This is a genomic window from Paraburkholderia translucens (genome assembly GCF_020881035.1).
In the GTDB taxonomy this organism is placed as follows: domain Bacteria; phylum Pseudomonadota; class Gammaproteobacteria; order Burkholderiales; family Burkholderiaceae; genus Paraburkholderia; species Paraburkholderia translucens.
On sequence record NZ_JAJITC010000002.1, the window covers coordinates 487,254 to 510,492 of the forward strand.

Consider the following 23,239-nt stretch of genomic DNA (forward strand, 5'->3'; position numbering starts at 1 on the left):
CCGCAGCCGCGAGCGCCCGCGGCGCCCGCTCCCGCCAAATGCGTGGCCGTCGGCAGGCTCGCATGTCATCAGGTCTTCACCATTCTAACGATAATCGCAACCTACGCAGACGCCGCGTGTGCGGCAAACCACTACCGGGTTGGTCTGCGATTCTTTTCAGGCCCCAGCTATGGTGTAATGCCGGCATGCAAGTGACCAGCCAGTTCAAGACCGTCGCGCTCGTGGGGCGCAGCAATACGCCAGGCATCGGCGAGCCGCTCACCGAACTCGCCGCGTGCATTGCGAAGCTCGGCCTCGAAGTCGTGTTCGAAGCCGACACCGCTGCCGAAATCGGTGTGACCGACTACCCGACGCTGCCTCCCGGTGAGATCGGCGCGCGCGCCGACGTCGCCGTGGTGCTCGGCGGCGACGGCACGATGCTTGGCATCGGTCGCCAGCTCGCGCCGTATCGCACGCCCTTGATCGGCATCAATCACGGGAGGCTCGGCTTCATCACCGACATTCCGATTTCCGACATGCGCGAGACCGTGCCGCAGATGCTGTCCGGCAATTTCGAGCGCGAGGAGCGCATGCTGCTGGAAGCGCGCATCGTGCGCGATGGCACGCCGATCTATCACGCGCTCGCGTTCAACGACGTGGTGGTCAACCGTAGCGGCTTCTCGGGCATGGCGGAACTGCGCGTGTCGGTCGACGGACGCTTCATGTACAACCAGCGCTCGGACGGCCTGATCGTCGCGACGCCGACCGGCTCGACCGCGTACTCGCTGTCGTCGCAGGGGCCGATCCTGCATCCGCAACTGCAGGGCATCGTGCTCGTGCCGATTGCGCCGCACGCATTGTCGAACCGGCCGATCGTGCTGCCGGACGAATCGAAGGTCAGCATCCAGATCGTCTCCGGGCGCGAAGTCAACGTTAATTTCGACATGCAGTCATTCACGTCGCTGGAGCTCGGCGACACGATCGAAGTTCGCCGCTCGCGTCACACGGTGCCGATTCTGCATCCTGTCGGCTACAGCTATTACGCGACGCTGCGCAAGAAGCTGCACTGGCACGAGTACCCGTCGCACGAAGAAGACCCGAGGCCCTGAGCGGCGCGTTCAAGCGCGCGCGCCGCCGCGGCCGTGACCCGAATCCCAAGCTCACCCGACGACCTCCATGCTTCGCCACCTCTCGATACGCGACTTCGTCATCGTCGCCGCGCTCGATCTCGAATTCGACAGCGGCTTTACCGTTTTCTCGGGCGAAACCGGCGCCGGCAAGTCGATTCTGATCGACGCGCTCGCACTCGCGCTCGGCGCGCGCGCCGAGGCAAGCGTCGTGCGCACCGGCCAGAGCCGTGCCGACATCACCGCGGAGTTCGAGACGCACGCGCTCGTCGATCAATGGCTCGACGCGCAGGCGCTCGGCGCAGCCGACGACGGCCAGCACGGCGGTACGGTGATGCTGCGGCGAGTGGTTGACGCGAGCGGCCGCTCGCGCGCATTCATCAACGGTACGGCGGCCACGCTCGCGCAGTTGCGCGAGGTCGGCGAAATGCTGGTGGACATTCACGGCCAGCACGCGCACCAGTTGCTGATGCGCCCGGACGCGCAGCGCGAGCTGTTCGACACGCATGCGGGCCTGTCCGAGATGGCCGCCGCGGTCACGCGCGCATGGCGCACGTGGCGCGACAAGGCGCAAGCGGTCGAGCACGCGCAGACGCGCGATCGCGAGCTGCAACTCGAGCGCGAGCGACTCGCGTGGCAGCTCGCCGAGCTCGACAAGCTCGCGCCGCAACCGGGCGAATGGGAAGAAGTGAACACCGAGCATCGGCGGCTGTCGCATTCGGCGAATCTGATCGACGGCGTGCAGGGCGCGCTCGGTGCGCTGTCGGAATCGGACGACGCGATGATCACGCATCTCGGCTCGATCGTGACGAAGGTGCGCGACCTCGCGGAGATCGACCCGGCCCTGAACGACGTGCTCGCCGCGCTCGAACCGGCGGAAATCCAGTTGCAGGAAGCGGCGTATTCGCTGAGCCATTACGCGCAGAAGCTCGAGCTCGATCCCGAGCGGCTCGCGCAAGTCGAAAAGCGCCTCGACGCGCTGCACTCGGCCGCGCGCAAATTCCGCTTGCAACCCGAGACGCTCCCCGAAGAACACGAAGCGCGCCGCAAGCAATTGGCCGCGCTCGACGCGGCCGCCGACCTCGACGGCCTGCGCGCCGCCGAGGCGCAAGCGAAGGAAGCGTTCGTCGCGGAGGCGAAAAAGCTGTCGAAGGCGCGAGCGAAAGCGGGCAAGGCGCTCGGCGAGGCGGTCACGACCGGCATGCAGGAACTGTCGATGAAAGGCGGCAGCTTCGAAGTCGCGCTGGTGCCGCTGCCCGAAGGCGGCGCGCATGGGCTCGAGCAGATCGAGTTTCGCGTTGCCGGTCACGCCGGCGTGCCGCTGCGGCCGCTCGCGAAAGTTGCGTCCGGCGGCGAGCTGGCGCGTATCAGTCTTGCGCTCGCGGTGATCGCGAGCACGGCCAGCCCGACACCGACGCTGATCTTCGACGAAGTGGACACCGGTATCGGTGGCGCCGTGGCCGAAGTGGTCGGGCGGCTGCTGCAACAGCTCGGCGAGGCGCGCCAGGTGTTGTGCGTGACCCATCTGCCGCAGGTCGCCGCGCGCGGCGATCATCATTTCCAGGTCGCAAAGACCGGCGACGGCAAGGGCGGCACGCTCAGCAGCGTGACCTCGCTCGACAAGGCGAGCCGCATCGAGGAAGTCGCACGCATGCTCGGCGGCCTCGAAATCACCGCGACCACGCGCAAGCACGCAAAGGAAATGCTGACCGCCTGAGCTTGCGCCGCGTGCAGGCCACGACATATGGCCTGGGCCGGCGTGGCCGGGACGTCACACCCATCCCGGCCACGCGTGACGCGCTACGCAAGGCGCGTCAGCAACGTCACCCGAACACCCTCTTCCACAACGCCAGCACCGCTTCGCGTTCGGTCGCGACCAGCGCGGGATCGACCCGCGCCTTCTCCATCCCGTCGAGCCGCAGCGTGTGCTGCAGCTTGCGATACCGCCGATACGCGGCGCCGACCGTCTCCGCTTCCACCTCGCTCATCAGCCCGAAACGCGACACCTCGCGCAGCAGCGCGATATTGCCGGTATTGCGAATCAGCTCGGGATCGCGCGCCGCATGCAGCAGCACCCAGTACTGCACGGTGAACTCGATATCGACCATTCCGCCGCGGTCGTGCTTGAGGTCGAACAGCGCCGGCGTATGGTTCGGGTGTCCCGCCTCGACACGCGCGCGCATCTCGACGATCTCCTTCGCGAGCGGCGGCGCTTCGCGCGGCGTCGTCAGCACCTGTTCGCGGATTGCCTCGAACTTCGCGCCGATCTCCGTATCGCCCGCGCAGTAGCGTGCACGCGTCAGCGCCTGGTGCTCCCACACCCACGCGGTGTTCGCCGCGTCGCCCTCGCGCAGCTGGTAGCGGCGAAACGCGTCGAGATCGGTGACGAGCAGGCCCGACTCGCCATTCGGCCGCAGCCGCAGATCGACGTCGAACAGCGTGCCGGCGCCGGTCGCGGTCGTGAGCCACGTGATTAGGCGCCGCGTATAGGTGGCGTAGACGTCGGCCGCGGCATCGTCGGGATCGTCGTACAGGAAGATCAGATCGAGGTCCGACGCGTAGCCGAGCTCCTTGCCGCCCAGCTTGCCGTAGGCGATCACCGCGAAGCGCGGCGCGTCGCGGTGACGTTTGGGCAGTTGCTTCCACACGGCTTCGAGCGTCACGTCGAGCACCGCGTCGGCCAGCGCGGACAGCTGGTCGCTGACGTGCTCGACGGAGAGCTTGCCGGCCAGATCGATGAGCAGAATGCGAAACACCTCGGCCTGATGAGCGTGGCGCAACAGATCCATCTGCTGCTCGACGCCGTCGGCGGCCGCGAGCCGCCGGCGCAGCGTACGCTTGAATTCGGGCCAGTCGAACGGACTGTTGATCGCCTCGCCGTCGAGCAGCTCGTCGAGCAGTTGCGGATGGCGGATCAGATAGCCGGCCGCCCAGCGCGAGCCGCCCAGCACCGACAGCACCTGGTGGAGCGCCTGCGGATACTCGGTGAGCAGCGCCAGATACGCGCCGCGCCGGCTCACCGTCTCGAGCAGATCGAAAAAGCGCGCGACGGTATCGCCGCGGCGCCCGGCCGGCTCCAGCGTGCGCGCGGCTTCGAGCGCGCGCTGCGCGACGATATCGAAACGCTGCCGGCTGCGCTCGTTCAGGCCCGCGTAGCGCGACGAGCGCCACACCGCCTGCAGCCGCGCGAGCAGCGCGCCGGGCTCGGCCACCCCCAGTTCGACGAGGCGCTCGCGCAGCGCGTCCTCGGCGCTGTCGTCGGCCAGCGCACTGCTCCACACCCATGCGGCCGCGCCGTCTTCGGGCGCGGCGCAACCGTCGCGACCGCCCACCTTGTCGGCGAAAATCTGGTCGAACTGCTGTTCGACGAACTCGCGATGCGCGTCGAGCTTCGTCATCAATTGTGAATAGTCGTCGCAACCCATCGTGCGCGCGAGCGCCACGCGGTCTTCGTCATCGACGGGCATCGCGTGGGTCTGCGCGTCGTTGCGGTATTGCAGACGATGCTCGAGCTCGCGCAGAAAGCGGTACGCCTGCGACAGCTTCAGGCAGACCGACGAGTCCATCAGCCCGTGAGTCGCCGCGTGGCGCAGTACCGCGAGCGTCGGCCGCACGCGAAAGCCGGCGTCCTGGCCGCCGCGGATCAGCTGGAACACCTGCGCGCTGAATTCGATTTCGCGGATACCGCCGCGGCCGAGCTTGATGTCGTCGGCCTTGTCGGGGCGCATCGAGGCGCGGCGCTGCGCCTCCTGGCGAATCTGCAGATGCAGCGCGCGAATCGCGCTGATCACGCCGAAGTCGAGATAGCGTCGATAGACGAACGGCGTGACGATCGCGTCGAGCTGCTTGTGCAGCCGCTGCGCCGCGGCGCTCGCCCCCTCGGATACGAGCCGCCCCTTGATCCACGCGTAGCGCTCCCACTCCCGCCCCTGCACGTAGAAATATTCTTCGAGCATGCCGAGGCTGCACACGAGCGGCCCCGAATCGCCGTTCGGCCGCAGACGCATGTCGACGCGAAATACATAGCCGTCGGCGGTGACTTCGGCGAGCGCGCCGATCAGCCGCTTGCCGAGACGCGTGAAGAACTCCTGGGTCGCGATCGGCGAGCGTTGGCCGCCGGCGGTCTCGCCGTCGTCCTCATAAACGAAGATCAGGTCGATGTCCGACGATACGTTCAGCTCGCGCCCACCGAGCTTGCCCATACCGACCACGCCGAGCGAGAGCCGTTCGCCCTGCGTGCCGCGCGGCTCGCCGTACAGCGCCTCGAGCTCGGCGCTCAGCACCGCCAGCGCGCGCTGGATCGTCGCTTCCGCGAGATCGGTCATCGCGCCGGTGACTTCGGCGATATCGGCCTCGCCGGCCAGATCGCGCTCCATCACCGCGCAGAACACTTCGGTGCGTAGCTGGCGCAGCGCGCGCTTCAGCGCGTCTTCGTTGAGCGGAGCACCGGCTGGCCCCGCCGCCTCGGCACACAATGCATCGAGACGCGCGTCGATGCGCTCGCGCGTCAGCGGCTCGTCGGCAAGCGCGCTGACACGCGCGACGAGTTGCGGGCGGGCCGCGGCAGCACGCGCGGCGTAGTGCGAATAGCTGGAACTGAGGAGAATGGCGTCAGTCATCGAAAATCTGGCTCGCTCGTTGCATGATTGTATTTGCGCGGCGGTTTTAGACGGTGTCCGGATGTCGTCACGAAGTCGTCGTCGTAGCGTTCTGTTGAGTCATCGGCACACGGCGACAAGCGCGCCGAAGTCCGCCCCGGATGCCTTCGCGCAAGGCCCCTCGCGGTCCGCGAGGCAGCGTGCGGACAGGGTTTGCAGGAGGCCCGCCGACGCTTTGCCGTGTGTTACATTTCGTCGTTAACTCGCAAAACTACCATACGCCCAGCCGCCGCAGCATGTCCGAGCGAAACGAATCCGCCGACCCGCAAGACCCATCGCAGGTCCGGCATCTGCGCGGAAGCGACCACATTGTGCTGCGTCGGACGTTGCGCGTGCTCGCCACGCTCGCACTCGTCCTCTATTTCATCGCGACCGGACTGTTCCTCGGCTTGCGCTACGTGGTGCTGCCGCGCGCCGATCTCTTCCGGCCGCGCATCGAAGCCGCCGTCTCCGACGCCCTGAACGCCCAATTCACGATCGGCCGCCTCGCGCCGCACTGGAGCGGCTTCCAGCCGGGGCTCGACGTTACGAACCTCGTCATCCGCGACCACGACGGCCGACCCGCGCTGACGATTCCGCACGCCACGGCGACGATGTCCTGGCGCTCGCTATGGCTGTTTCATCCTGCGCTGTCGAGTCTGATCGTCGATCAGCCGGACGTGCTGGTGTCGCGCAGCGAGGACGGCGTGCTGTCAGTCGCGGGCGTGCCGGTGCCGACGCGCCACAGCGGCAACGCCATACTGACCACCTGGCTGCTGCGCCAGCAGGCGATCGTGGTGCGCGGCGGGGTGCTGCGCTGGCGCGACGCGACTCGCAAGGAGCCCGAACTCGCGCTGCGCGACATCCGCATCGCGATCCTCAATGACGGCTACGACCACCGCATGGCGCTGCAGGCGCCGCCCGACGGCCAGGTGCTGAAAGGCCCGATCGATTTCCGCATGCACTTCCGTCACGCCCTGCTCTCCGCAATCGGCAAACCGATCAACTGGAACGGCCAGGCGTACGTCTCGACGGGCCCGGTCGATCTGCCAACGCTCGCGCGCTACGTCGCATTCCCGATCGAGACGTTCGCCGGCCGCGTCGACAATGCAATCTGGATCGACTTCCGCGAAGGCCGCATGACCGAGGCGACCGGCCAGCTGGACGGCAACGACGTCGCGCTGCGCGTGCACCCGACCCAGCCGAAGCTGCTCCTGCCGGTCGCCCATTTTCGATGGCGCGTAGGAGCAGGCGAAGGCGACTACACGCTGCAGCTGTCGGACCTGAGAGCCGAGCTCGGCCAGCCGCCGCTCGAAGACGGCACCCCGCTCACGCGCATCCTGCACTTCGAGACCCTCGACGGCCGCTACCGAACCGCATCGCTCCAGCATGGGCAGCTTTTGAGAGTCAGCGGCGATCGCGTCGATCTCGGGATCCTCGCCGAATTCAGCCGCGCGCTGCCGCTGCCGCGGCGCCTGTTGAATGAACTCGTGCGTATCAATCCGCGCGGGCTCGTCGCGAACTATGTCATCGAGGTCGAGCGCAGCAAGCCGGAATCCGGCGAGTTCGGCGGCGACCGGCGGCCGGCGGGTTCGGAGCCGATCGAGCGTTATCGCTTCAAGGGCGATCTGCAGGGCATCAGCTTCGCCGCCCAGGAACCGGGGCCGGGCCTCACGCCGCGCGGACACCCGCGCGCCGGCGTCCCCGGCATCGAAAACCTGTGGGGCAATGTCGACGCCGACGAAAAAGGCGGCCGCGCGAACCTCGACACGTCCGACGTTGCGATCACGCTGCCAGGCGTGTTCGACGATCCGCGCCTCACGTTCGCCCATCTGCACGGCCGCGCCGACTGGACGATGGGTGCGAAGGCGCCGGGCGACACGCGTCCGGCGTTCGCGGTCAAGCTCAACGATTTCGGCGTATCGAACCCGGACGTCGAGGCCACCGTGACCGCGAGTTACAGCAATCCCGGCCACGGCCGCGGGTCGCTCGACCTGAAGGCCGACTTCCAGCGCGCGCAGGTCACGCGCATTGCCCGCTATCTGCCCACAGCGGTCAGCGAAAAGCTGCGCATTTACCTCGGCCACGGATTGCAGGCTGGCGTGTCGCGTGGCGGCACGATCGAAGTGCACGGCGACCTGACCAAGTTCCCCTACGCGCGCGACCCCGACGCCGGGATCTTCCACATCGTCGCGCCCGTCACTGGCGGCAAATTCGATCCAACGCCGTTCCCGCCCCGCAAGATGCGCAACGGCACGCCAAACGTGTGGCCGCCGCTCGACGGCATCGACGGCGTGTTCGAGCTCAAGCAGAACCTGCTGCGCTTCGACATCGACCGGGGGCGCTACAAGCGCGTCGCGCTGACCGGCGTGAACGGCCGCATCGACGATCTCGGCACGAGAGGCTCGAACCTGATCATCCAGGGCAACGGCCGCGGCCCGCTCGCGGACATGCTCGACTACGTGAACGGCAGCTCGCTCGGCATCATGGCGCGGCATCAGACCGAGAAGATCCGTGCCGAAGGGTCGGCGTCGCTGGCGCTGAAGCTGACGATCCCGCGCACGCCGAAGCCGCATATCGGCGTCGAAGGCGCGCTCGGCTTCCAGAACAACCGCCTGAGCGCGAACAACGTGCCGCCGCTGTCGCAGCTCACCGGCCGGGTGCGTTTCACGGAGCGTTCGGCCGAGACCGAGCGGCTCTCCGGGCGCTTCCTCGGCGGCGACGTGCACGCGAACGGCGGCTTTCGCCAGGATGGCACGTACGCGCTCGCGCTCAACGGCCACATCGCTGTCGCTGCCGCGCGCGAGCTGAATCTGCGTGGTCCGGCTACGCAGGTGCTCACGCATATGAGCGGCAGCGCGCCGTATGCGCTGAGCGTCACCGGCGTGAAGGGCCGCCTGCCGCAAGTCAGCGCCAACTCCGATCTGACCGGGCTCGCGCTCGATTTTCCAGCGCCGTTCAAGAAGGCGGCCGGCACGCCGATGCCGCTCCGTTTCTCAGTCAATCCGGCGACGGCGCCGGGCGAAGCCGGCCTCGAGCGCGCCGAACTGACGTTCGGGCCGGTCGCCGCCGCGTACCTGCTGCGCTATCAGCCGAGGGTGCAGCCCAATACGCCACCCACCGTCGTGCGCGGCGCGATTGGTGTGAACCGCCCCGCCGACCTGCCGTCCGAGGGCGTGGTCGCCGCCGTCGACGTCAAGGAGTTCCATGCCGACGCCTGGCGTGCGCTCATCGCGCAGCTGCGCGCGGCCGCGGCCGGTGCGAATGGGGCGAACGGCAGCAACACGGCCAGCAGCGCCGCCACCCCCGCCGCCACCCCCGCCCCCGCGCCGAATCCGACGCTCACGCAATTCCTGCCGAATCGTTTCGCGCTGCACATCGACAAGCTGACGCTGCTCAAGCGCCACTGGGACAATGTGATCGTCGGCGCATCGCACACGGACCGCACGTGGCAGGCGAACATCGCGTCGAACCAGGTGTCCGGCCACGTATCGTGGCTGCCGGGCGCGACCCCCGATTCTCCGGGCGAGCTGCAGGCGCGCTTCGCGCGGATCGTGATTCCGTCGGTCGAGGACAGGGACCTGCTCGGCCCGGCGATGTCGGCGCCCGCTCTGAACATGCCGTCGATCGATCTGGTCGTGAACGAGCTGATCGTGCGCGATCGCAATGTCGGCCGGCTCGAGGTCGACGCACACAACTTCGACGAAAACGGCGTGCCGGTCTGGCAGCTCGACAAGCTCGTCGTGACGAACCCCACCGCGACGCTCACCGCGACCGCGAACTGGCGCACGTCGACCGAGCTGCCCACGTCGGCCGACGAAACCACGCCGCGTCGCACCGTGTTCGATTTCAAGCTCGACGTCAAGGATGCCGGCGCGATGCTCGAACGCTTCGGTCTGCCGAGGACGCTCAAGGGCGGCACCGGCTCGCTTGCCGGCAAGGCCGTGTGGCAAGGCGGCCCGACCACGATCGACTATTCGACGCTGAACGGCAACCTGGCGCTCGATCTGCGCCACGGCCAGATCCTCAAGGTCGACCCGGGCGTCGCGACGCTGCTCGGCGTGCTGAGTCTGCAAAGCCTCGCGCGCATCGCCACGCTCGATTTCCGTGACGTGATCGGCGAAGGCCTGCCGTTTTCGAGTGTGACCGGGACCGCGCAGATTCATGACGGCATCGCCCGCACCGACAACTTCAGGATGGTGACTGCGCCGGCACGCGCCGAGATGGTAGGCTCGGTCGACATCGCCCAGAGGACCCAGGACCTGCACCTGCACGTGGTGCCGACCGTCAGCGCCGGCTCCGCGGTGATCGTCGCGACGATCATCAATCCGCTGATCGGCCTCGGCGCGCTGGTCGCCGATGTCGCGTTGTCGCATGGGGTGTCGCAGGTGTTCGCGCGCGAGTACGCGATCACCGGCTCGTGGTCGAAACCGCACATCGAGCGGGTCACGACCGAACGCGGTAAGATTGACGTTCCGGCTTCGACCGTGGAAGCGCACTAAGTTTGGCCGGGTTCGCGCGGTTTCGCCTCCCGGCAATCTCGCCTGTCCGCTCCGCCGTCGCCGGCGCCGCTGTCCCGCACCTCGCGGCCGCTCCTGCAGCCTCGCCGACTCAATGCGCCAACGGGGCCGAGCCAGCCCAGAACCATGCATGCGGCGCGCAGGTTTCGCGCCGCTGCCTTGCCGGGAGCCTTTCGACACGCTCATGAGCGAAACACACGCCTCTTCTTCCCCGATCGACGCGGCATCCGGCGAGCCATTGAGCAGCCCGTTCCGGGTCGCCGCGCTGCAGATGGTCAGCACGCCGGATCGCGAGCGCAATCTCGCCGATGCGGAGCGCCTGATCGCCGAAGCCGCCGCCGATGGCGCGCAACTCGTGCTGCTGCCCGAATATTTCTGCTTCATGGGTTTCAAGGACACCGACAAGCTCGCCGTGCGCGAGCCGTATCGGGACGGTCCGATCCAGCGCTTTCTCGCCGACGCCGCGCGCCGTCACCGCATCTGGGTGATCGGCGGCACCATGCCGTTGACCGCGCCCGAGGCATCGCGCGTATTGAACACGACGCTCGTGTTCGACCCGCAGGGCAACGAAGCCGCGCGCTACGACAAGATCCACCTGTTTAACTTCGAAAAGGGCGAAGAAGCGTTCGACGAAGCGCGCACGATCCGCCCCGGCACCGACGTGCAGGGCTTCGACGCGCCATTCGGACGGGTCGGCCTGTCGGTCTGCTACGATCTGCGCTTTCCCGAGTTGTACAGGCGCCTGGGCGATTGCGCGCTGATCGTCGTGCCATCCGCATTCACCTACACGACCGGCCGCGCGCATTGGGAGCTGTTGCTGCGCACTCGCGCGATCGAAAACCAGTGCTACGTGCTCGCCGCGGCGCAAGGCGGCAAACATGAAAATGGCCGCCGCACCTGGGGCCACAGCATGCTGATCGACCCGTGGGGCGAGATCGTCGCGGTGCGCGACGAGGGCGCCGGCGTGGTCGCGGGCAACCTCGATCGCGCGCGCATCGACGAAGTGCGGCAGAGCCTGCCGGCATGGCGTCATCGCGTGCTGACCTGAAACCGACATTGAAACTGCGGCGCCTGCCACGCATATAGCGACGCAAGCGCTCCCCGACCTCTCCGTATCGAGCAGAACATACTTCGCATGAACATCATCGAACCCGGTATCCGTAATCTCGCCGCCGCCAAGGACATCCTCCTCACGCCCTATGGTCTCGACGAGTCGCTGCTCACGCGCACGCTCGCCGAAATCTTCACGCACCGCGTCGACTACGCGGACCTCTACTTCCAGGCCACCCGCAGCGAAGCGTGGAGTCTCGAGGAGGGCATCGTGAAGTCTGGCAGCTTCAGCATCGATCAGGGCGTCGGCGTGCGCGCCGTGTCGGGCGACCGCACCGCGTTCGCTTACTCGGACGACCTGTCGCCCGAAGCGATCCGCCAGGCGGCCATCGCCACGCGCGCGATCGCCAAGGCAGGCGGCGGCAAGCAGAAGATCAAGGTGGCGTCGTCGCTGACCGGCATCGCCGGGCGCGATCTGTACCTGCCGTCCGACCCGCTCCATTCGCTCGACGCAACCGCGAAGGTCAAGCTGCTCGAGCGCATCGAGCAGATGGCGCGCGGCCGTGACCCGCGCATCCAGCAGGTGATGGCCGGCCTCGCCGGCGAATACGACGTGGTGCTCGTCGCGCGCAGCGACGGCGGCTTCGCGGCCGACATCCGCCCGCTCGTGCGCGTATCGGTCACGGTCATCGCCGAGCAGAACGGCCGCCGAGAAATCGGCAGCGGCGGCGGCGGCGGCCGCTTCGACTACGGCTATTTCACCGACGATGTGCTGTCGCGCTACGTCGACGACGCGGTGCACGCCGCACTCGTCAATCTCGACGCGCGTCCGGCGCCGGCTGGCGCGATGACCGTCGTGCTCGGCCCGGGCTGGCCCGGTGTGCTGCTGCACGAGGCGATCGGCCACGGGCTCGAAGGCGACTTCAACCGCAAGGGATCGTCGGCGTTCGCGGGACGCATCGGCGAGCAGGTCGCCGCGAAGGGCGTCACCGTGGTCGACGACGGCACGCTGCCGAACCGCCGCGGCTCGCTCAATATCGACGACGAAGGCAACCCGACCCAGTGCACGACGCTGATCGAGGACGGCATCCTGAAGGGCTACATTCAGGATTCGCTGAACGCGCGTCTGATGAAGATGCCGATCACCGGCAACGCGCGGCGCGAATCGTACGCGGCGCTGCCGATGCCGCGCATGACCAACACGTACATGCTGAACGGCGACAAGGATCCGCAGGAGATTATCGAGTCGGTGAAGACGGGCCTGTATGCGGTCAACTTCGGCGGCGGTCAGGTCGACATCACGAACGGCAAGTTCGTGTTCTCGGCTTCCGAGGCTTATATGATCGAGAACGGCAAGGTCACGTACCCTGTCAAGGGCGCGACGCTGATCGGCAGCGGCCCGGAATCGCTGAAGTACGTCACGATGATCGGCAACGACATGAAGCTCGATTCGGGCGTCGGCGTATGCGGCAAGGAAGGCCAGAGCGTGCCGGTGGGCGTCGGTCAGCCGACGCTGCGCATCGAACGCATGACGGTCGGCGGCACGGCCTGATCTCGCGACAAATGCACGCTTCGCGCACACAAATGGCGAAGCGTGCGGGTTTTCCGCATTTTTCGATGTCCCGGCTTGTCAGCCGAGCCTGTAGCGGGTTATAAAGTCACTCACCTTTTTTTGACCAGCGACGCATTTCACTTCGCCATGTCCGCCAAGTTTTATTTTTACTTTTTTTGGTATCTCAGACCGCTGGCGGATCGAGAGGGGTGTTAGTGCACGCAGGACACCGAGAATTCCCGAAAAACCGCCAGCCAGCCTGGCGGTTTTTTTTCGTCTCACGCTTTTCGACACCTATCCGACATTTTGTCGTTGACCATTTTTTGATCGTCGCCACCCGCGCGAACACGCTACGAACCGACTCAGGAGAACCACATGCCCCCGCACAATACCGACGATGTCCGCATCCGCGAATTGAAAGAACTCACGCCGCCCGCGCACCTGATCCGCGAGTTTCCCTGCGACGAGACGGTGTCCAACGTGATCTACGACTCGCGCACTGCGATGCATCGCATTCTGCATGGCATGGATGACCGTCTGATCGTCGTGATCGGCCCGTGCTCGATCCACGATCCGAAGGCCGCGATCGAATATGCGGGCCGTCTGATCGAGCAGCGCAAGCGCTTCGCCGGCGAGCTCGAGGTCGTGATGCGCGTGTACTTCGAAAAGCCGCGCACGACGGTGGGCTGGAAAGGGCTCATCAACGATCCGCACATGGACAACAGCTTCAAGATCAATGAAGGCTTGCGCACCGCGCGCGAACTGCTGCTGCACATCAACGAACTCGGCCTGCCGGCTGGTACCGAGTACCTCGACATGATCAGCCCGCAGTACATCGCGGATCTGATCTCGTGGGGTGCGATCGGCGCGCGCACGACGGAGTCGCAGGTGCACCGCGAACTGGCGTCGGGGCTGTCGTGCCCGGTCGGCTTCAAGAACGGCACGGACGGCAACGTGAAGATCGCCGTCGACGCGATCAAGGCCGCCTCGCAGCCGCATCATTTCCTGTCGGTCACGAAGGGCGGCCACTCGGCGATCGTCTCGACGGCGGGCAATGAGGACTGCCACGTGATACTGCGCGGCGGCAAGACGCCGAACTACGACGCCGACAGCGTCAACGCGGCCTGCGCCGACATCGGCAAGGCGGGTCTCGCCGCGCGTCTGATGATCGACGCGAGCCATGCGAACAGTTCGAAGAAGCACGAGAATCAGATTCCGGTGTGCGCGGACATCGGCCGTCAGATCGCCGCGGGTGACGAGCGGATCGTCGGCGTGATGGTCGAGTCGCACCTCGTCGCGGGCCGCCAGGATCTACAGGAAGGCCGCGAGCTCGCATACGGCCAGAGCATTACCGATGCGTGCATCGGCTGGGACGAAAGCGTCGCCGTGCTCGAAGGCCTCGCCGAAGCGGTCAGACAGCGCCGCATCGCGCGCGGCAGCGGCAACTGAATACCCGCGCCCTGTCGCCACTTTGGCGGCTCGTCAGCAGTCCGTGGAAAAACCCGGTTCGATTTCGAGTCGGGTTTTTTTTGGCCATTCGGATGAATGGTACGCAGCCCGCTGCCTCGGTATGGTCATAGCTCGTTGCCTGGTTGCACGCACGGCTTGACCAGGTTGGAAACTGCGTATAAGATTTTATACACGAGGTGGCGATGGAGCAGGAAAAAGAGATTCGCTGGCCAGGTTCCAGCTACCGTGACTTGCTCGCTTTCCCAAATGAAGCACGTCGTCTGGCAGGGTTTCAGCTTCACAAGATTCAGTCCGGACTCGACCCCGACGACTGGAAACCGTTCGACTCCATCGGCGCGGGAACGCGCGAAATTCGCATCAGGGACGAAGTTGGCATTTTCCGCGTGATGTACGTGACCAAATACGCCGAAGCGCTGTACGTGCTGCATTGCTTTCAGAAGAAGACGCAGAGGCTCGGACCGCAGGACAGGAAAATTGCCGAAACGCGCTACCGCGCGATCACCCACTACAGGACCATCGAATCATGACGATCGACACCAACATTCGTCACGTAACGCGAGCCGGCGCGAACGTGTTCCTCGAACTCGGTTTTTCCGTCGAGGAAGCGAAGCGCCTTCACGCTGCATCGCAAAAGCAGATCAATGACACACGGCTGCTCAAGGAGCAGCTGATGACCGAACTGTCCACATGGATCGAACAGCATCATCTGAAGCAGGCGGAGGCGGCCGAAATTCTGATGGTGTCACGCCCGCGCGTGTCCGACGTCGTCAACAAGAAAACCAGTAAGTTCACGATCGACACGCTCGTCGAAATGTTGAGCCGCATCGGCAAGCCGGTGACGCTCGCCGTCGGTTGAGCGTCGGCTCGTGCGCAGCTCCGCGCGTCTCTATGCGCGCGTGGGGTTCGCCATTCAACGCGCGCCGCGATCGTGCTGCCACAGCACATCGGTGCCGCCGTCCGTGCGATTGAGCACGCGCGCCAGCACGAACAGCAGATCAGACAGCCGGTTCACGTACTGACGCGGCGCGGCGTTCAGCGCCTCATGTTCACCGAGCGCGACGATCGCGCGCTCCGCGCGGCGGCACACAGTGCGGCACACATGCGCGAGCGCAGCCGCGCGCGAGCCGCCCGGCAGAATGAATTCCTTCAGCGGTGGCAACGTGGCATTGTAGTCGGCGAGCCACCCGTCGAGCTGTGCGAGTTGCTGGTCGGTCATCATCGTGTGGCCGGGAATGCACAGTTCGCCGCCAAGATCGAACAGGTCATGTTGAATCGCGACCAACGTCGCGCGCACGTTCTCGGGCAGGTTTTCGCACAACAGCACGCCGAGATTCGAGTTGAGTTCGTCGACGTCGCCAATCGCAGCGATGCGCGCGCTGTCCTTGCGCACGCGGCGGCCGTCGCCGAGACCGGTGGTGCCGTCGTCGCCGGTGCGAGTGGCGATCTTGCTCAGGCGATTGCCCATGATGTCCCCCTGGATTCAGTGGTGATACGGCCACCACGTTCATGCATATTGCACGCATCGCGGAATCGTCGCCACTCTATGAGCCGCAGCCGGCCCGATGCCGGCTGGCGGGCGAACGGCGTAAAATGAAACAGCTGCGGTAAACAGGCTGCTACTCAAAGAAACTTTCGTGGGATCGGGGTAAGTGCTCAGCACTTGCTCTGATCGACTGGAGACATGCGTGAACCATCCCGTGCCGCCGGCCCCGCTGCGCCGGCCGTTTCCCGCCGAATTGCTGAACCAGCTCAAGGCCGCTTTCGGTGAGCGCGTGTCCGTTGCCGAAGCCGTGCGTGCGCACCACGGACGTGACGAATCGCCTTTCGATCCGCAACTGCCTGATGCCGTCGTCTTTGCGCGCACAACCGAAGACGTGCAGACCGCCGTCCGGCTGTGCGGCCGGTACGATGTACCGATCATCCCGTACGGCAACGGCTCGTCGCTCGAGGGCCATCTGCTCGCCGTGCAAGGCGGCGTGTCGATCGATCTGTCGGAAATGAACCGCGTGTTGTCGATCAACGCCGAAGACCTGACAGTCACCGTCGAGCCCGGCATCTCACGCAAGCAGTTGAACGAAGCGCTGCGCGACACAGGCCTGTTTTTCCCGATCGACCCGGGCGCGGACGCGAGTATCGGCGGTATGTCGGCCACTCGCGCGTCGGGCACCAACGCCGTACGCTACGGCACGATGCGCGAAAACGTGCTCGGCCTGACGGTCGTGCTCGCCGATGGCCGCGTCATCAAGACCGGCTCGCGCGCGCGCAAATCGTCGGCGGGTTATGACCTCACACGTCTGTTCGTCGGCTCGGAAGGCACGCTCGGCGTGATCACCGAAATCACCGTGCGCCTCTATCCGCATCCGGAAGCGGTGTCGGCCGCGGTGTGCGCATTCCCGTCAATGGGCGATGCAGTTCGCGCGGTCATCGAGACGATCCAGATCGGCGTGCCGATCGCACGCGTCGAATTCGTCGATTCGCTCGCGATCCGCTCGATCAACCGTCATTCGAACTTGACGCTGCGCGAAGCGCCCACGCTGTTCTTCGAATTTCACGGCACCGAGGCCGGCGTCAAGGAACAGGCCGAACTCGTGCAGGAAATCGCCGCGCAAAATGGGGGCGAAGGCTTCGAATGGGCGACGCGCCCAGAGGACCGCAGCCGTCTATGGAACGCGCGCCACAACGCCTATTTCGCGATGCTGCAACTGAAGCCCGGCTCGCGCGCGGTCACTACCGACGTCTGCGTCCCGATCTCGCGTCTGGCCGAGTGCGTGGTCGAAACGGAGCAGGACCTGATGGCTTCGCCGCTGCCTTGCCCGATCGTCGGTCACGTCGGCGACGGCAACTTCCACGTCGCGATCCTGATCGATCCGGACAAGCCCGAAGAGCTCGAGGAAGCCGAGCGCCTGAACCATCGCATCGTGCAGCGCGCGCTGCGCATGGACGGCACCTGCACCGGCGAGCATGGGATCGGCCTGCACAAGATGGGCTTTCTGCTCGAAGAACATGGCGACGTCGCGGTCGACACGATGCGCTCGATCAAGCATGCGCTCGATCCCCGCAACCTGATGAATCCGGGCAAGATCTTCGCATGGGCGGCGGGCTGATCGGCGCCGCAAGGCCTGGCCGCGGCAAGCCGCTGAAACTCCCCCGCGGCAACCGCACCGGCCCGAATACGAAAGTGACCCGCAGCAAGCCGCACGAATCAGCCGGCTCGAACCGGCAAGCCAGACCCGCGCAAGCCTCGAGGAGACAACTCACATGAACGCACCCGCTGAACTGTCGGCCGAAGTCCTCGCGCAGCGTCAGCGCGAAGTCGTGCAGGCGCTGATGGCCGTGTTGCCGAACCACTGTCTGCTGTATCGCGAGGAAGACACCGTCGCGTACGACTGCGACGGCCTCGCCGCGTACCGGCGTCTGCCGCTTGCAGTCGCGTTGCCGGAAACCGAATCGCAGGTGCAGCGCATCGTTCAGATCTGCCACCGCCTCGAGGTGCCCATCGTGCCTCGTGGCGCTGGCACCGGCCTGTCCGGCGGCGCCATGCCGATTCAGCATGGCGTGGTGGTGTCGCTCGCGCGTTTTCGCAAGATCGTCGAGGTCGACTCGTATGCGCGCACCGCGACCGTGCAGCCGGGCGTGCGCAATCTGGCGATCTCCGAGGCCGCGGCGCCATACGGCCTTTACTACGCGCCCGACCCGTCGTCGCAGATCGCCTGCACGATCGGCGGCAACGTCTCCGAGAATTCCGGAGGCGTGCATTGCCTGAAGTACGGCCTCACCGTGCACAACGTGCTGCGCGTGCGCGCGGTGACGATGGAAGGCGAGATCGTCGAATTCGGCTCACTCGCGCCGGACGCACCGGGGCTCGACCTGCTCGCGGTGCTGATCGGCAGCGAGGGCATGTTCGCGATCGTCACCGAGGTGACCGTCAGGCTCATTCCGAAGCCGCAAATGGCGCAGGTCATCATGGCCAGTTTCGACGATGTCGTCAAAGGCGGCGATGCGGTCGCGGGCATCATCGCCGCGGGCATCATCCCGGCCGGTCTGGAAATGATGGACAAGCCCGCCACGCGGGCGGTCGAGGAGTTCGTCAACGCGGGCTACGACCTCGACGCGGCGGCGATCCTGTTGTGCGAGTCGGACGGCACGCCCGAGGAAGTCGCGAACGAGATCGTGCGCATGACCGCGGTGCTGCGCGAGCACGGCGCGACACGCATCCAGATTTCGCGCACGGAGGCGGAGCGGCTGCGCTTCTGGTCCGGGCGCAAGAATGCGTTTCCGGCCGCCGGCCGCATTTCGCCGGACTACTATTGCATGGACGGCACCGTGCCGCGCCGCAGTATCGGGCCACTGCTCGCGCGCATCGAGGAAATGGAGAAGAAGTACCAACTGCGCTGCATCAACGTATTCCATGCCGGTGACGGCAACATGCATCCGCTGATCCTGTTCAACGGCAACGATCAGGACGAGTGGCACCGCGCCGAACTGTTCGGTTGCGACATTCTCGAGGCGTGCGTCGAGTTGGGCGGCACGGTGACGGGCGAACATGGCGTTGGTATCGAGAAGATCAATTCGATGTGCGTGCAGTTCTCACCCGAGGAGCGCGACACGTTCCACGCGGTCAAGCGGGCCTTCGACGCGCCCGGCCTGCTGAACCCCGACAAAGGCATCCCGACGCGGGCGCGCTGTGCCGAGTACGGCAAGATGCACGTGCGCGGCGGGCTGCTGCCTCATCCCGAACTGCCGCGCTTCTAGCGGCTGATGCGCCCGCCGTTCGCCGCGCCCGCGCTGGTGCAGGCGCGGGTGCGGCCTGGGCGGCGCATGGCGTCCTCTTCGGGCCGATGCACCCGACCCTCAATGCGGGTGCGCTCCGGGTTGCCAGCAAGGCCCCGCCCGGTACAATCAAACGAAACACAACGAGCAGGACACCATGGAAGAGGACGACATCGTCACCGTATGGTCCGAACGCGTGCGTTCGGCCAGCGCCGAGGGACGCGCGTTGCGCATACGCGGCGGCGGCACCAAGGACTGGTATGGCCAGACGCTGGAAGGTGAGATCCTCGACACGCGCGCTTATCGCGGCATCACTGCATACGATCCGGCCGAGCTCGTAATCACCGCGCGCGCGGGCACCCCGCTGCTGGAAATCGAAGCCGCGCTCGCCGAGCACGACCAGATGCTGCCGTTCGAGCCGCCGCACTTCGGCCCGCAGGCCACCTTCGGCGGCTGCATCGCCGCCGGGATTTCCGGACCGCGCCGCCCGGCCGTCGGCGCCGCGCGCGACTTCGTGCTCGGCGCTGTCGTGATGAACGGCCAGGGCCAGGTGCTGCACTTCGGCGGCCAGGTCGTGAAGAACGTCGCGGGCTACGACGTATCGCGGTTGCTCGCGGGCTCGCTCGGCACGCTCGGGCTGATCCTCGAACTGTCGGTCAAAGTGCTGCCGCGGCCGCAGGCAGAAGCCACCCTGAAGTTCGACATGAACGGCACCGACGCGGTCCGCAAGCTCAACGAATGGGGCGGCCGGCCGCTGCCGATCACCGCGAGCGCCTGGCGCAACGGCACGCTCGCGGTGCGGCTCGGCGGCGCGGAAGCCGCCGTCAAGGCCGCGCGCACCGGGCTCGGCGGCGAAGTCGTCGATGCGGTCGAAGCCGAACGTTTCTGGGCCGGCCTGCGCGAACAGACCGATTCGTTTTTTGCGGGGATTCCACCGAAGGCCGCGCTATGGCGGCTCGCGCTACCGTCGATCACCGAGCCACTGCAACTGCCCGGCGCGCAACTGATGGAATGGGGCGGCGGCCAGCGCTGGTGGATCACCGACACCGACGCGCAAACCGTGCGCATCAGCGCAAAGCAGGCTGGCGGCCACGCCACTATCTTCCGCAGCGGCCACGGCTACGACCGCAGCGCCGGCGTGTTCACGCCGCTGCCCGCGCCGTTGATGAAAATCCATCGCGGCCTCAAACACGCCTTCGACCCGGCCCGCATCTTCAACCGCGGCCGTCTCTACTCCGACTTCTGAGCGACGCGATGCAAACCAACCTCGCGGACTTCATACGCAATACGCCCGATGGAGACGAAGCCGACGCCATCCTGCGCAAATGCGTGCATTGCGGTTTCTGCACGGCCACCTGCCCGACCTATCAACTGCTCGGCGACGAGCTGGACGGGCCGCGCGGGCGCATCTATCTGATCAAGCAGATGGTCGAAGGCGCGCCGGTCACGCGCAGCACGCAGCTTCACCTCGACCGCTGCCTCACCTGTCGCAACTGCGAATCGACCTGTCCGTCCGGCGTCCAGTACGGGCGGCTCGTCGAAATCGGCCGCAAGCTGACCGAAGAGAAAGTCACGCGTCCGCTCAATCAGCGGCTGATGCGCCGCCTGCTCGCGAGCGTGCTGCCGAACAGCGCGATCTTCACGCCCGCGATGCGGCTGGGCCAGCACGTGCGCGGTCTGCTGCCGAAGAAGCTGCGCGACAAGGTGCCCGCGCGCCAGCGTCCGCTCGAATGGCCGAGCGCGAAACACGAACGCAAGGTGCTGATGCTCGCGGGCTGCGTGCAACCCTCGATGATGCCCAATGTGAACATCGCGACCGCGCGCGTGTTCGACGCGCTCGGCATCGAAACGCTGGTCGCGCCCGAAGCCGGCTGCTGCGGTGCGATCCGCCTGCACCTCGGCTATAACGACGAAGCGCTCGACGATCTGCGCACGAACATCGACGCATGGTGGCCCTACGTCGAACGAGGCGTTGAGGCGATCGTGATGAACGCGTCGGGCTGCGGCGCGATGGTCAAGGAATACGCGCACCTGCTGCGCCACGATCCCGCTTATGCGGAAAAAGCGCGCCGCATCGTCGAGCTGACGCGCGACCTCTCCGAAATCCTGCCCGAGTTCGAAGAACAGCTCGTCGCGATCACGCGGCGCCGTTCGGTGCACACCGTCGCGTTTCATCCGCCCTGCACGCTGCAGCATGGTCAGCAGCTCCGCGGTCAGGTGGAACAGTTGCTCGGCGCACTCGGCGTCGAAGTGCGGCTGCCCGCCGACAGCCATCTGTGCTGCGGCTCGGCCGGCACCTACTCGCTGATGCAGCCGCGGCTGTCCTACGCCCTGCGCGACCAGAAGCTCGAGCGTTTGCAGGCGCAGGAGCCGCAGGTCATCGTCTCGGCGAACGTGGGCTGCATCGCGCATCTGCAAAGCGGCACGTCGACGCCGGTCGCGCACTGGATCGAACTGGTCGAGCACATGCTGTCCGTATAATCGGGGCAACGTCTTCGCTGAACACCGGTTCGTTCCATGTCCGATCTGCTTCACCATCTGGGTCACAACCTCGCTGACGTGCAGCAGCGCATCGCCAGGGCCGCGCAAGCGGCCGGCCGTGACGCGCATTCCGTGACGCTGCTCGCGGTCTCCAAGACGTTTCCCGCCGATGCCGTGCGCGCCGCCCATGCGGCCGGTCAACATGCGTTCGGCGAGAACTACGTGCAGGAAGCGCTCGACAAGATCCGGGCGCTCGCCGATCTGCGCGCGTCGCTCGAATGGCATTTCATCGGGCCGCTGCAATCGAACAAGACGCGGCCGGTCGCCGAACATTTCGACTGGGTGCATTCGATCGATCGCCTGAAGATCGCGCAGCGGCTATCGGAGCAGCGTCCCGACAATCTTCCGCCGCTCAACGTGTGCCTGCAGGTCAACGTCAGCGGCGAAGCATCGAAGAGCGGCGTCGCGATCGCCGAGGCGCCCGCTATCGCGCAACAGATCGCCTCGCTGCCGAAGCTGAACCTGCGCGGACTGATGTCGATTCCCGAACCGGCTGGCGATCTCGACGCGCAACGCGCGCCGCATCGCGAGCTGCGCGAGCTGTTCGAGCGCTTGCGCAACGGCGGGCTCGCGCTCGATACGCTGTCGATGGGCATGTCGGCGGATCTTGAAGCCGCCGTGCTCGAAGGCGCGACGATCGTGCGTATCGGCACCGCGATCTTCGGTGCGCGCGATTATTCGCACTGAGCTTTTCTGCGGGCTTCGCGCGACCCTGCCTGCGCGAAGCCCTCATCGCATTCCCGCACCTCAACTGAACTTATCCGGACCATCATGAAAATTGCGTTTATCGGCGGCGGCAACATGGCCGCCGCGTTGATCGGCGGCCTCATCAAACGCGGCGTCGCGCCCGCTAACCTGTACGCGATCGATCCGAACGAAGACGCGCGCAAGCGCAACGAGCGGCAATTCGGCATCCGCACCGGCACGGCCGCCGACGCCGCGCTCGCCGATTACGACGCAGTCGTGCTCGCGGTGAAGCCGCAGATCCTGAAGAGCGTCGCCGAGACCGTTGCACCGCATCTGCGCGCGTCGCAGCTCATCGTCAGCATCGTCGCCGGCATTCGCATCGGTGACATGTCGCGCTGGCTCGCTGGCCACGACCGTATCGTGCGCGTGATGCCGAATACGCCGGCGCTGATCGGCATGGGCGTGACGGGTCTCGTCGCCACCAGCAGCGTCGACGAAGCAGGCCGCGCACTCGCCTCGCAGTTGCTCGGCGCCGTCGGCGAAACCGTGTGGTTCGACGACGAAGCGAAGATCGACGCGGTGACCGCGATCTCGGGCAGCGGGCCGGCTTACGTGTTTTATTTCATCGAAGCGCTGCAGGAAGCCGCGCGCCAGCTCGGCATGGAGGAAGCTCAGGGTCGGGCGCTCGCGGTCGCGACGTTCACGGGTGCCGCGCAACTCGCGGCCAATTCCGACGAGCCTTTGAGCGTGCTGCGCGAGCGCGTGACATCGAAAGGCGGCACGACCGCGGCGGCGCTCGCCTCATTCGACGCGAGCGGCATCAAGGATGCAATCGTGCGCGGCGCACTGGCCGCCGATGCACGCGCGCGAGAGATGGGCGACGAGTTCGGCAAGCAGTAACGCGAG

The 23,239-nt window shown here is 66.3% G+C and carries 16 protein-coding genes; 14 read left to right on the top strand and 2 right to left on the bottom strand.

Annotation, left to right across the window (positions count from 1 at the left end):
* Positions 1-185 precede the first annotated feature (185 nt).
* A complete protein-coding gene (locus LJ655_RS05460) occupies positions 186-1,088 on the top strand; it encodes an NAD kinase (RefSeq protein ID WP_230560228.1) in 903 nt (300 codons plus the stop codon).
* A gap of 67 nt (positions 1,089-1,155) precedes the next feature.
* Positions 1,156-2,823 carry a DNA repair protein RecN gene (gene recN / locus LJ655_RS05465; protein ID WP_230560229.1) on the top strand — a complete coding sequence of 556 codons (1,668 nt, stop codon included), beginning with the start codon at positions 1,156-1,158 and terminating at the stop codon, positions 2,821-2,823.
* 106 nt (positions 2,824-2,929) lie between these two features.
* On the opposite strand, the gene glnE is transcribed toward recN, so the two are convergent.
* Positions 2,930-5,758 (bottom strand): bifunctional [glutamate--ammonia ligase]-adenylyl-L-tyrosine phosphorylase/[glutamate--ammonia-ligase] adenylyltransferase, encoded by a 2,829-nt coding sequence (gene glnE / locus LJ655_RS05470; protein ID WP_329959680.1) that lies wholly within the window; start codon positions 5,756-5,758, stop codon positions 2,930-2,932.
* Positions 5,759-6,000: 242 nt separating this feature from the next.
* Here glnE and LJ655_RS05475 point away from each other — a divergent pair, with 242 nt between their 5' ends.
* The 6 genes from LJ655_RS05475 to LJ655_RS05500 all read left to right on the top strand — a co-directional run bounded on the left by LJ655_RS05475 (position 6,001) and on the right by LJ655_RS05500 (position 15,191).
* Positions 6,001-10,245 (top strand): YhdP family protein, encoded by a 4,245-nt coding sequence (locus LJ655_RS05475; RefSeq protein WP_230560231.1) that lies wholly within the window; start codon positions 6,001-6,003, stop codon positions 10,243-10,245.
* A 202-nt stretch (positions 10,246-10,447) separates the two neighbouring features.
* Positions 10,448-11,311 (top strand): carbon-nitrogen hydrolase family protein, encoded by an 864-nt coding sequence (locus LJ655_RS05480; protein WP_230560232.1) that lies wholly within the window; start codon positions 10,448-10,450, stop codon positions 11,309-11,311.
* A gap of 87 nt (positions 11,312-11,398) precedes the next feature.
* Positions 11,399-12,865 (top strand): metalloprotease TldD, encoded by a 1,467-nt coding sequence (tldD, locus tag LJ655_RS05485; RefSeq protein WP_230560233.1) that lies wholly within the window; start codon positions 11,399-11,401, stop codon positions 12,863-12,865.
* 375 nt (positions 12,866-13,240) lie between these two features.
* On the top strand, positions 13,241-14,314 hold the full coding sequence (aroG, locus tag LJ655_RS05490; protein WP_230560234.1) for a 3-deoxy-7-phosphoheptulonate synthase AroG: 1,074 nt from the start codon (positions 13,241-13,243) through the stop codon (positions 14,312-14,314).
* A gap of 203 nt (positions 14,315-14,517) precedes the next feature.
* Positions 14,518-14,862, top strand: a complete 345-nt coding sequence (locus tag LJ655_RS05495; protein WP_230560235.1) for a type II toxin-antitoxin system RelE/ParE family toxin — start codon at positions 14,518-14,520, stop codon at positions 14,860-14,862.
* Complete coding sequence (locus LJ655_RS05500; protein WP_230560236.1) at positions 14,859-15,191, top strand: helix-turn-helix domain-containing protein; 333 nt, start codon at positions 14,859-14,861, stop codon at positions 15,189-15,191. Before LJ655_RS05495 ends, LJ655_RS05500 begins: the two co-directional genes overlap by 4 nt.
* A gap of 54 nt (positions 15,192-15,245) precedes the next feature.
* Here LJ655_RS05500 and LJ655_RS05505 read toward each other — a convergent pair whose 3' ends face one another.
* Entirely contained in the window at positions 15,246-15,800 is a 555-nt protein-coding gene (locus tag LJ655_RS05505; RefSeq protein WP_230560237.1) for a cob(I)yrinic acid a,c-diamide adenosyltransferase, read from the bottom strand.
* A gap of 220 nt (positions 15,801-16,020) precedes the next feature.
* Here LJ655_RS05505 and LJ655_RS05510 point away from each other — a divergent pair, with 220 nt between their 5' ends.
* The 6 genes from LJ655_RS05510 to proC all read left to right on the top strand — a co-directional run bounded on the left by LJ655_RS05510 (position 16,021) and on the right by proC (position 23,233).
* Positions 16,021-17,439 (top strand): FAD-linked oxidase C-terminal domain-containing protein, encoded by a 1,419-nt coding sequence (locus LJ655_RS05510; RefSeq protein WP_230560238.1) that lies wholly within the window; start codon positions 16,021-16,023, stop codon positions 17,437-17,439.
* 154 nt (positions 17,440-17,593) lie between these two features.
* Entirely contained in the window at positions 17,594-19,087 is a 1,494-nt protein-coding gene (locus LJ655_RS05515) for an FAD-linked oxidase C-terminal domain-containing protein (RefSeq protein ID WP_230560239.1), read from the top strand.
* Positions 19,088-19,262: 175 nt separating this feature from the next.
* Positions 19,263-20,351 carry a glycolate oxidase subunit GlcE gene (gene glcE / locus LJ655_RS05520; RefSeq protein ID WP_230560240.1) on the top strand — a complete coding sequence of 363 codons (1,089 nt, stop codon included), beginning with the start codon at positions 19,263-19,265 and terminating at the stop codon, positions 20,349-20,351.
* A gap of 8 nt (positions 20,352-20,359) precedes the next feature.
* Positions 20,360-21,586 carry a glycolate oxidase subunit GlcF gene (gene glcF, locus LJ655_RS05525; protein WP_230560241.1) on the top strand — a complete coding sequence of 409 codons (1,227 nt, stop codon included), beginning with the start codon at positions 20,360-20,362 and terminating at the stop codon, positions 21,584-21,586.
* A 36-nt stretch (positions 21,587-21,622) separates the two neighbouring features.
* A complete protein-coding gene (locus LJ655_RS05530) occupies positions 21,623-22,333 on the top strand; it encodes a YggS family pyridoxal phosphate-dependent enzyme (RefSeq protein WP_230560242.1) in 711 nt (236 codons plus the stop codon).
* An 84-nt stretch (positions 22,334-22,417) separates the two neighbouring features.
* A complete protein-coding gene (proC, locus tag LJ655_RS05535; RefSeq protein ID WP_230560243.1) occupies positions 22,418-23,233 on the top strand; it encodes a pyrroline-5-carboxylate reductase in 816 nt (271 codons plus the stop codon).
* The last annotated feature ends 6 nt before the right edge of the window (positions 23,234-23,239 follow it).

Excerpts from the sequence above, each read along its gene's own strand:
- LJ655_RS05460 (WP_230560228.1), top strand. The coding sequence starts at position 186 with ATGCAAGTGACCAGCCAGTTCAAGACCGTCGCGCTCGTGGGGCGCAGC.
- recN (WP_230560229.1), top strand. The coding sequence starts at position 1,156 with ATGCTTCGCCACCTCTCGATACGCGACTTCGTCATCGTCGCCGCGCTC.
- LJ655_RS05475 (WP_230560231.1), top strand. The coding sequence starts at position 6,001 with ATGTCCGAGCGAAACGAATCCGCCGACCCGCAAGACCCATCGCAGGTC.
- LJ655_RS05480 (WP_230560232.1), top strand. The coding sequence starts at position 10,448 with ATGAGCGAAACACACGCCTCTTCTTCCCCGATCGACGCGGCATCCGGC.
- tldD (WP_230560233.1), top strand. The coding sequence starts at position 11,399 with ATGAACATCATCGAACCCGGTATCCGTAATCTCGCCGCCGCCAAGGAC.
- aroG (WP_230560234.1), top strand. The coding sequence starts at position 13,241 with ATGCCCCCGCACAATACCGACGATGTCCGCATCCGCGAATTGAAAGAA.
- LJ655_RS05495 (WP_230560235.1), top strand. The coding sequence starts at position 14,518 with ATGGAGCAGGAAAAAGAGATTCGCTGGCCAGGTTCCAGCTACCGTGAC.
- LJ655_RS05500 (WP_230560236.1), top strand. The coding sequence starts at position 14,859 with ATGACGATCGACACCAACATTCGTCACGTAACGCGAGCCGGCGCGAAC.
- LJ655_RS05505 (WP_230560237.1), bottom strand. The coding sequence starts at position 15,800 with ATGGGCAATCGCCTGAGCAAGATCGCCACTCGCACCGGCGACGACGGC.
- LJ655_RS05515 (WP_230560239.1), top strand. The coding sequence starts at position 17,594 with ATGAACGCACCCGCTGAACTGTCGGCCGAAGTCCTCGCGCAGCGTCAG.
- glcE (WP_230560240.1), top strand. The coding sequence starts at position 19,263 with ATGGAAGAGGACGACATCGTCACCGTATGGTCCGAACGCGTGCGTTCG.
- glcF (WP_230560241.1), top strand. The coding sequence starts at position 20,360 with ATGCAAACCAACCTCGCGGACTTCATACGCAATACGCCCGATGGAGAC.
- LJ655_RS05530 (WP_230560242.1), top strand. The coding sequence starts at position 21,623 with ATGTCCGATCTGCTTCACCATCTGGGTCACAACCTCGCTGACGTGCAG.
- proC (WP_230560243.1), top strand. The coding sequence starts at position 22,418 with ATGAAAATTGCGTTTATCGGCGGCGGCAACATGGCCGCCGCGTTGATC.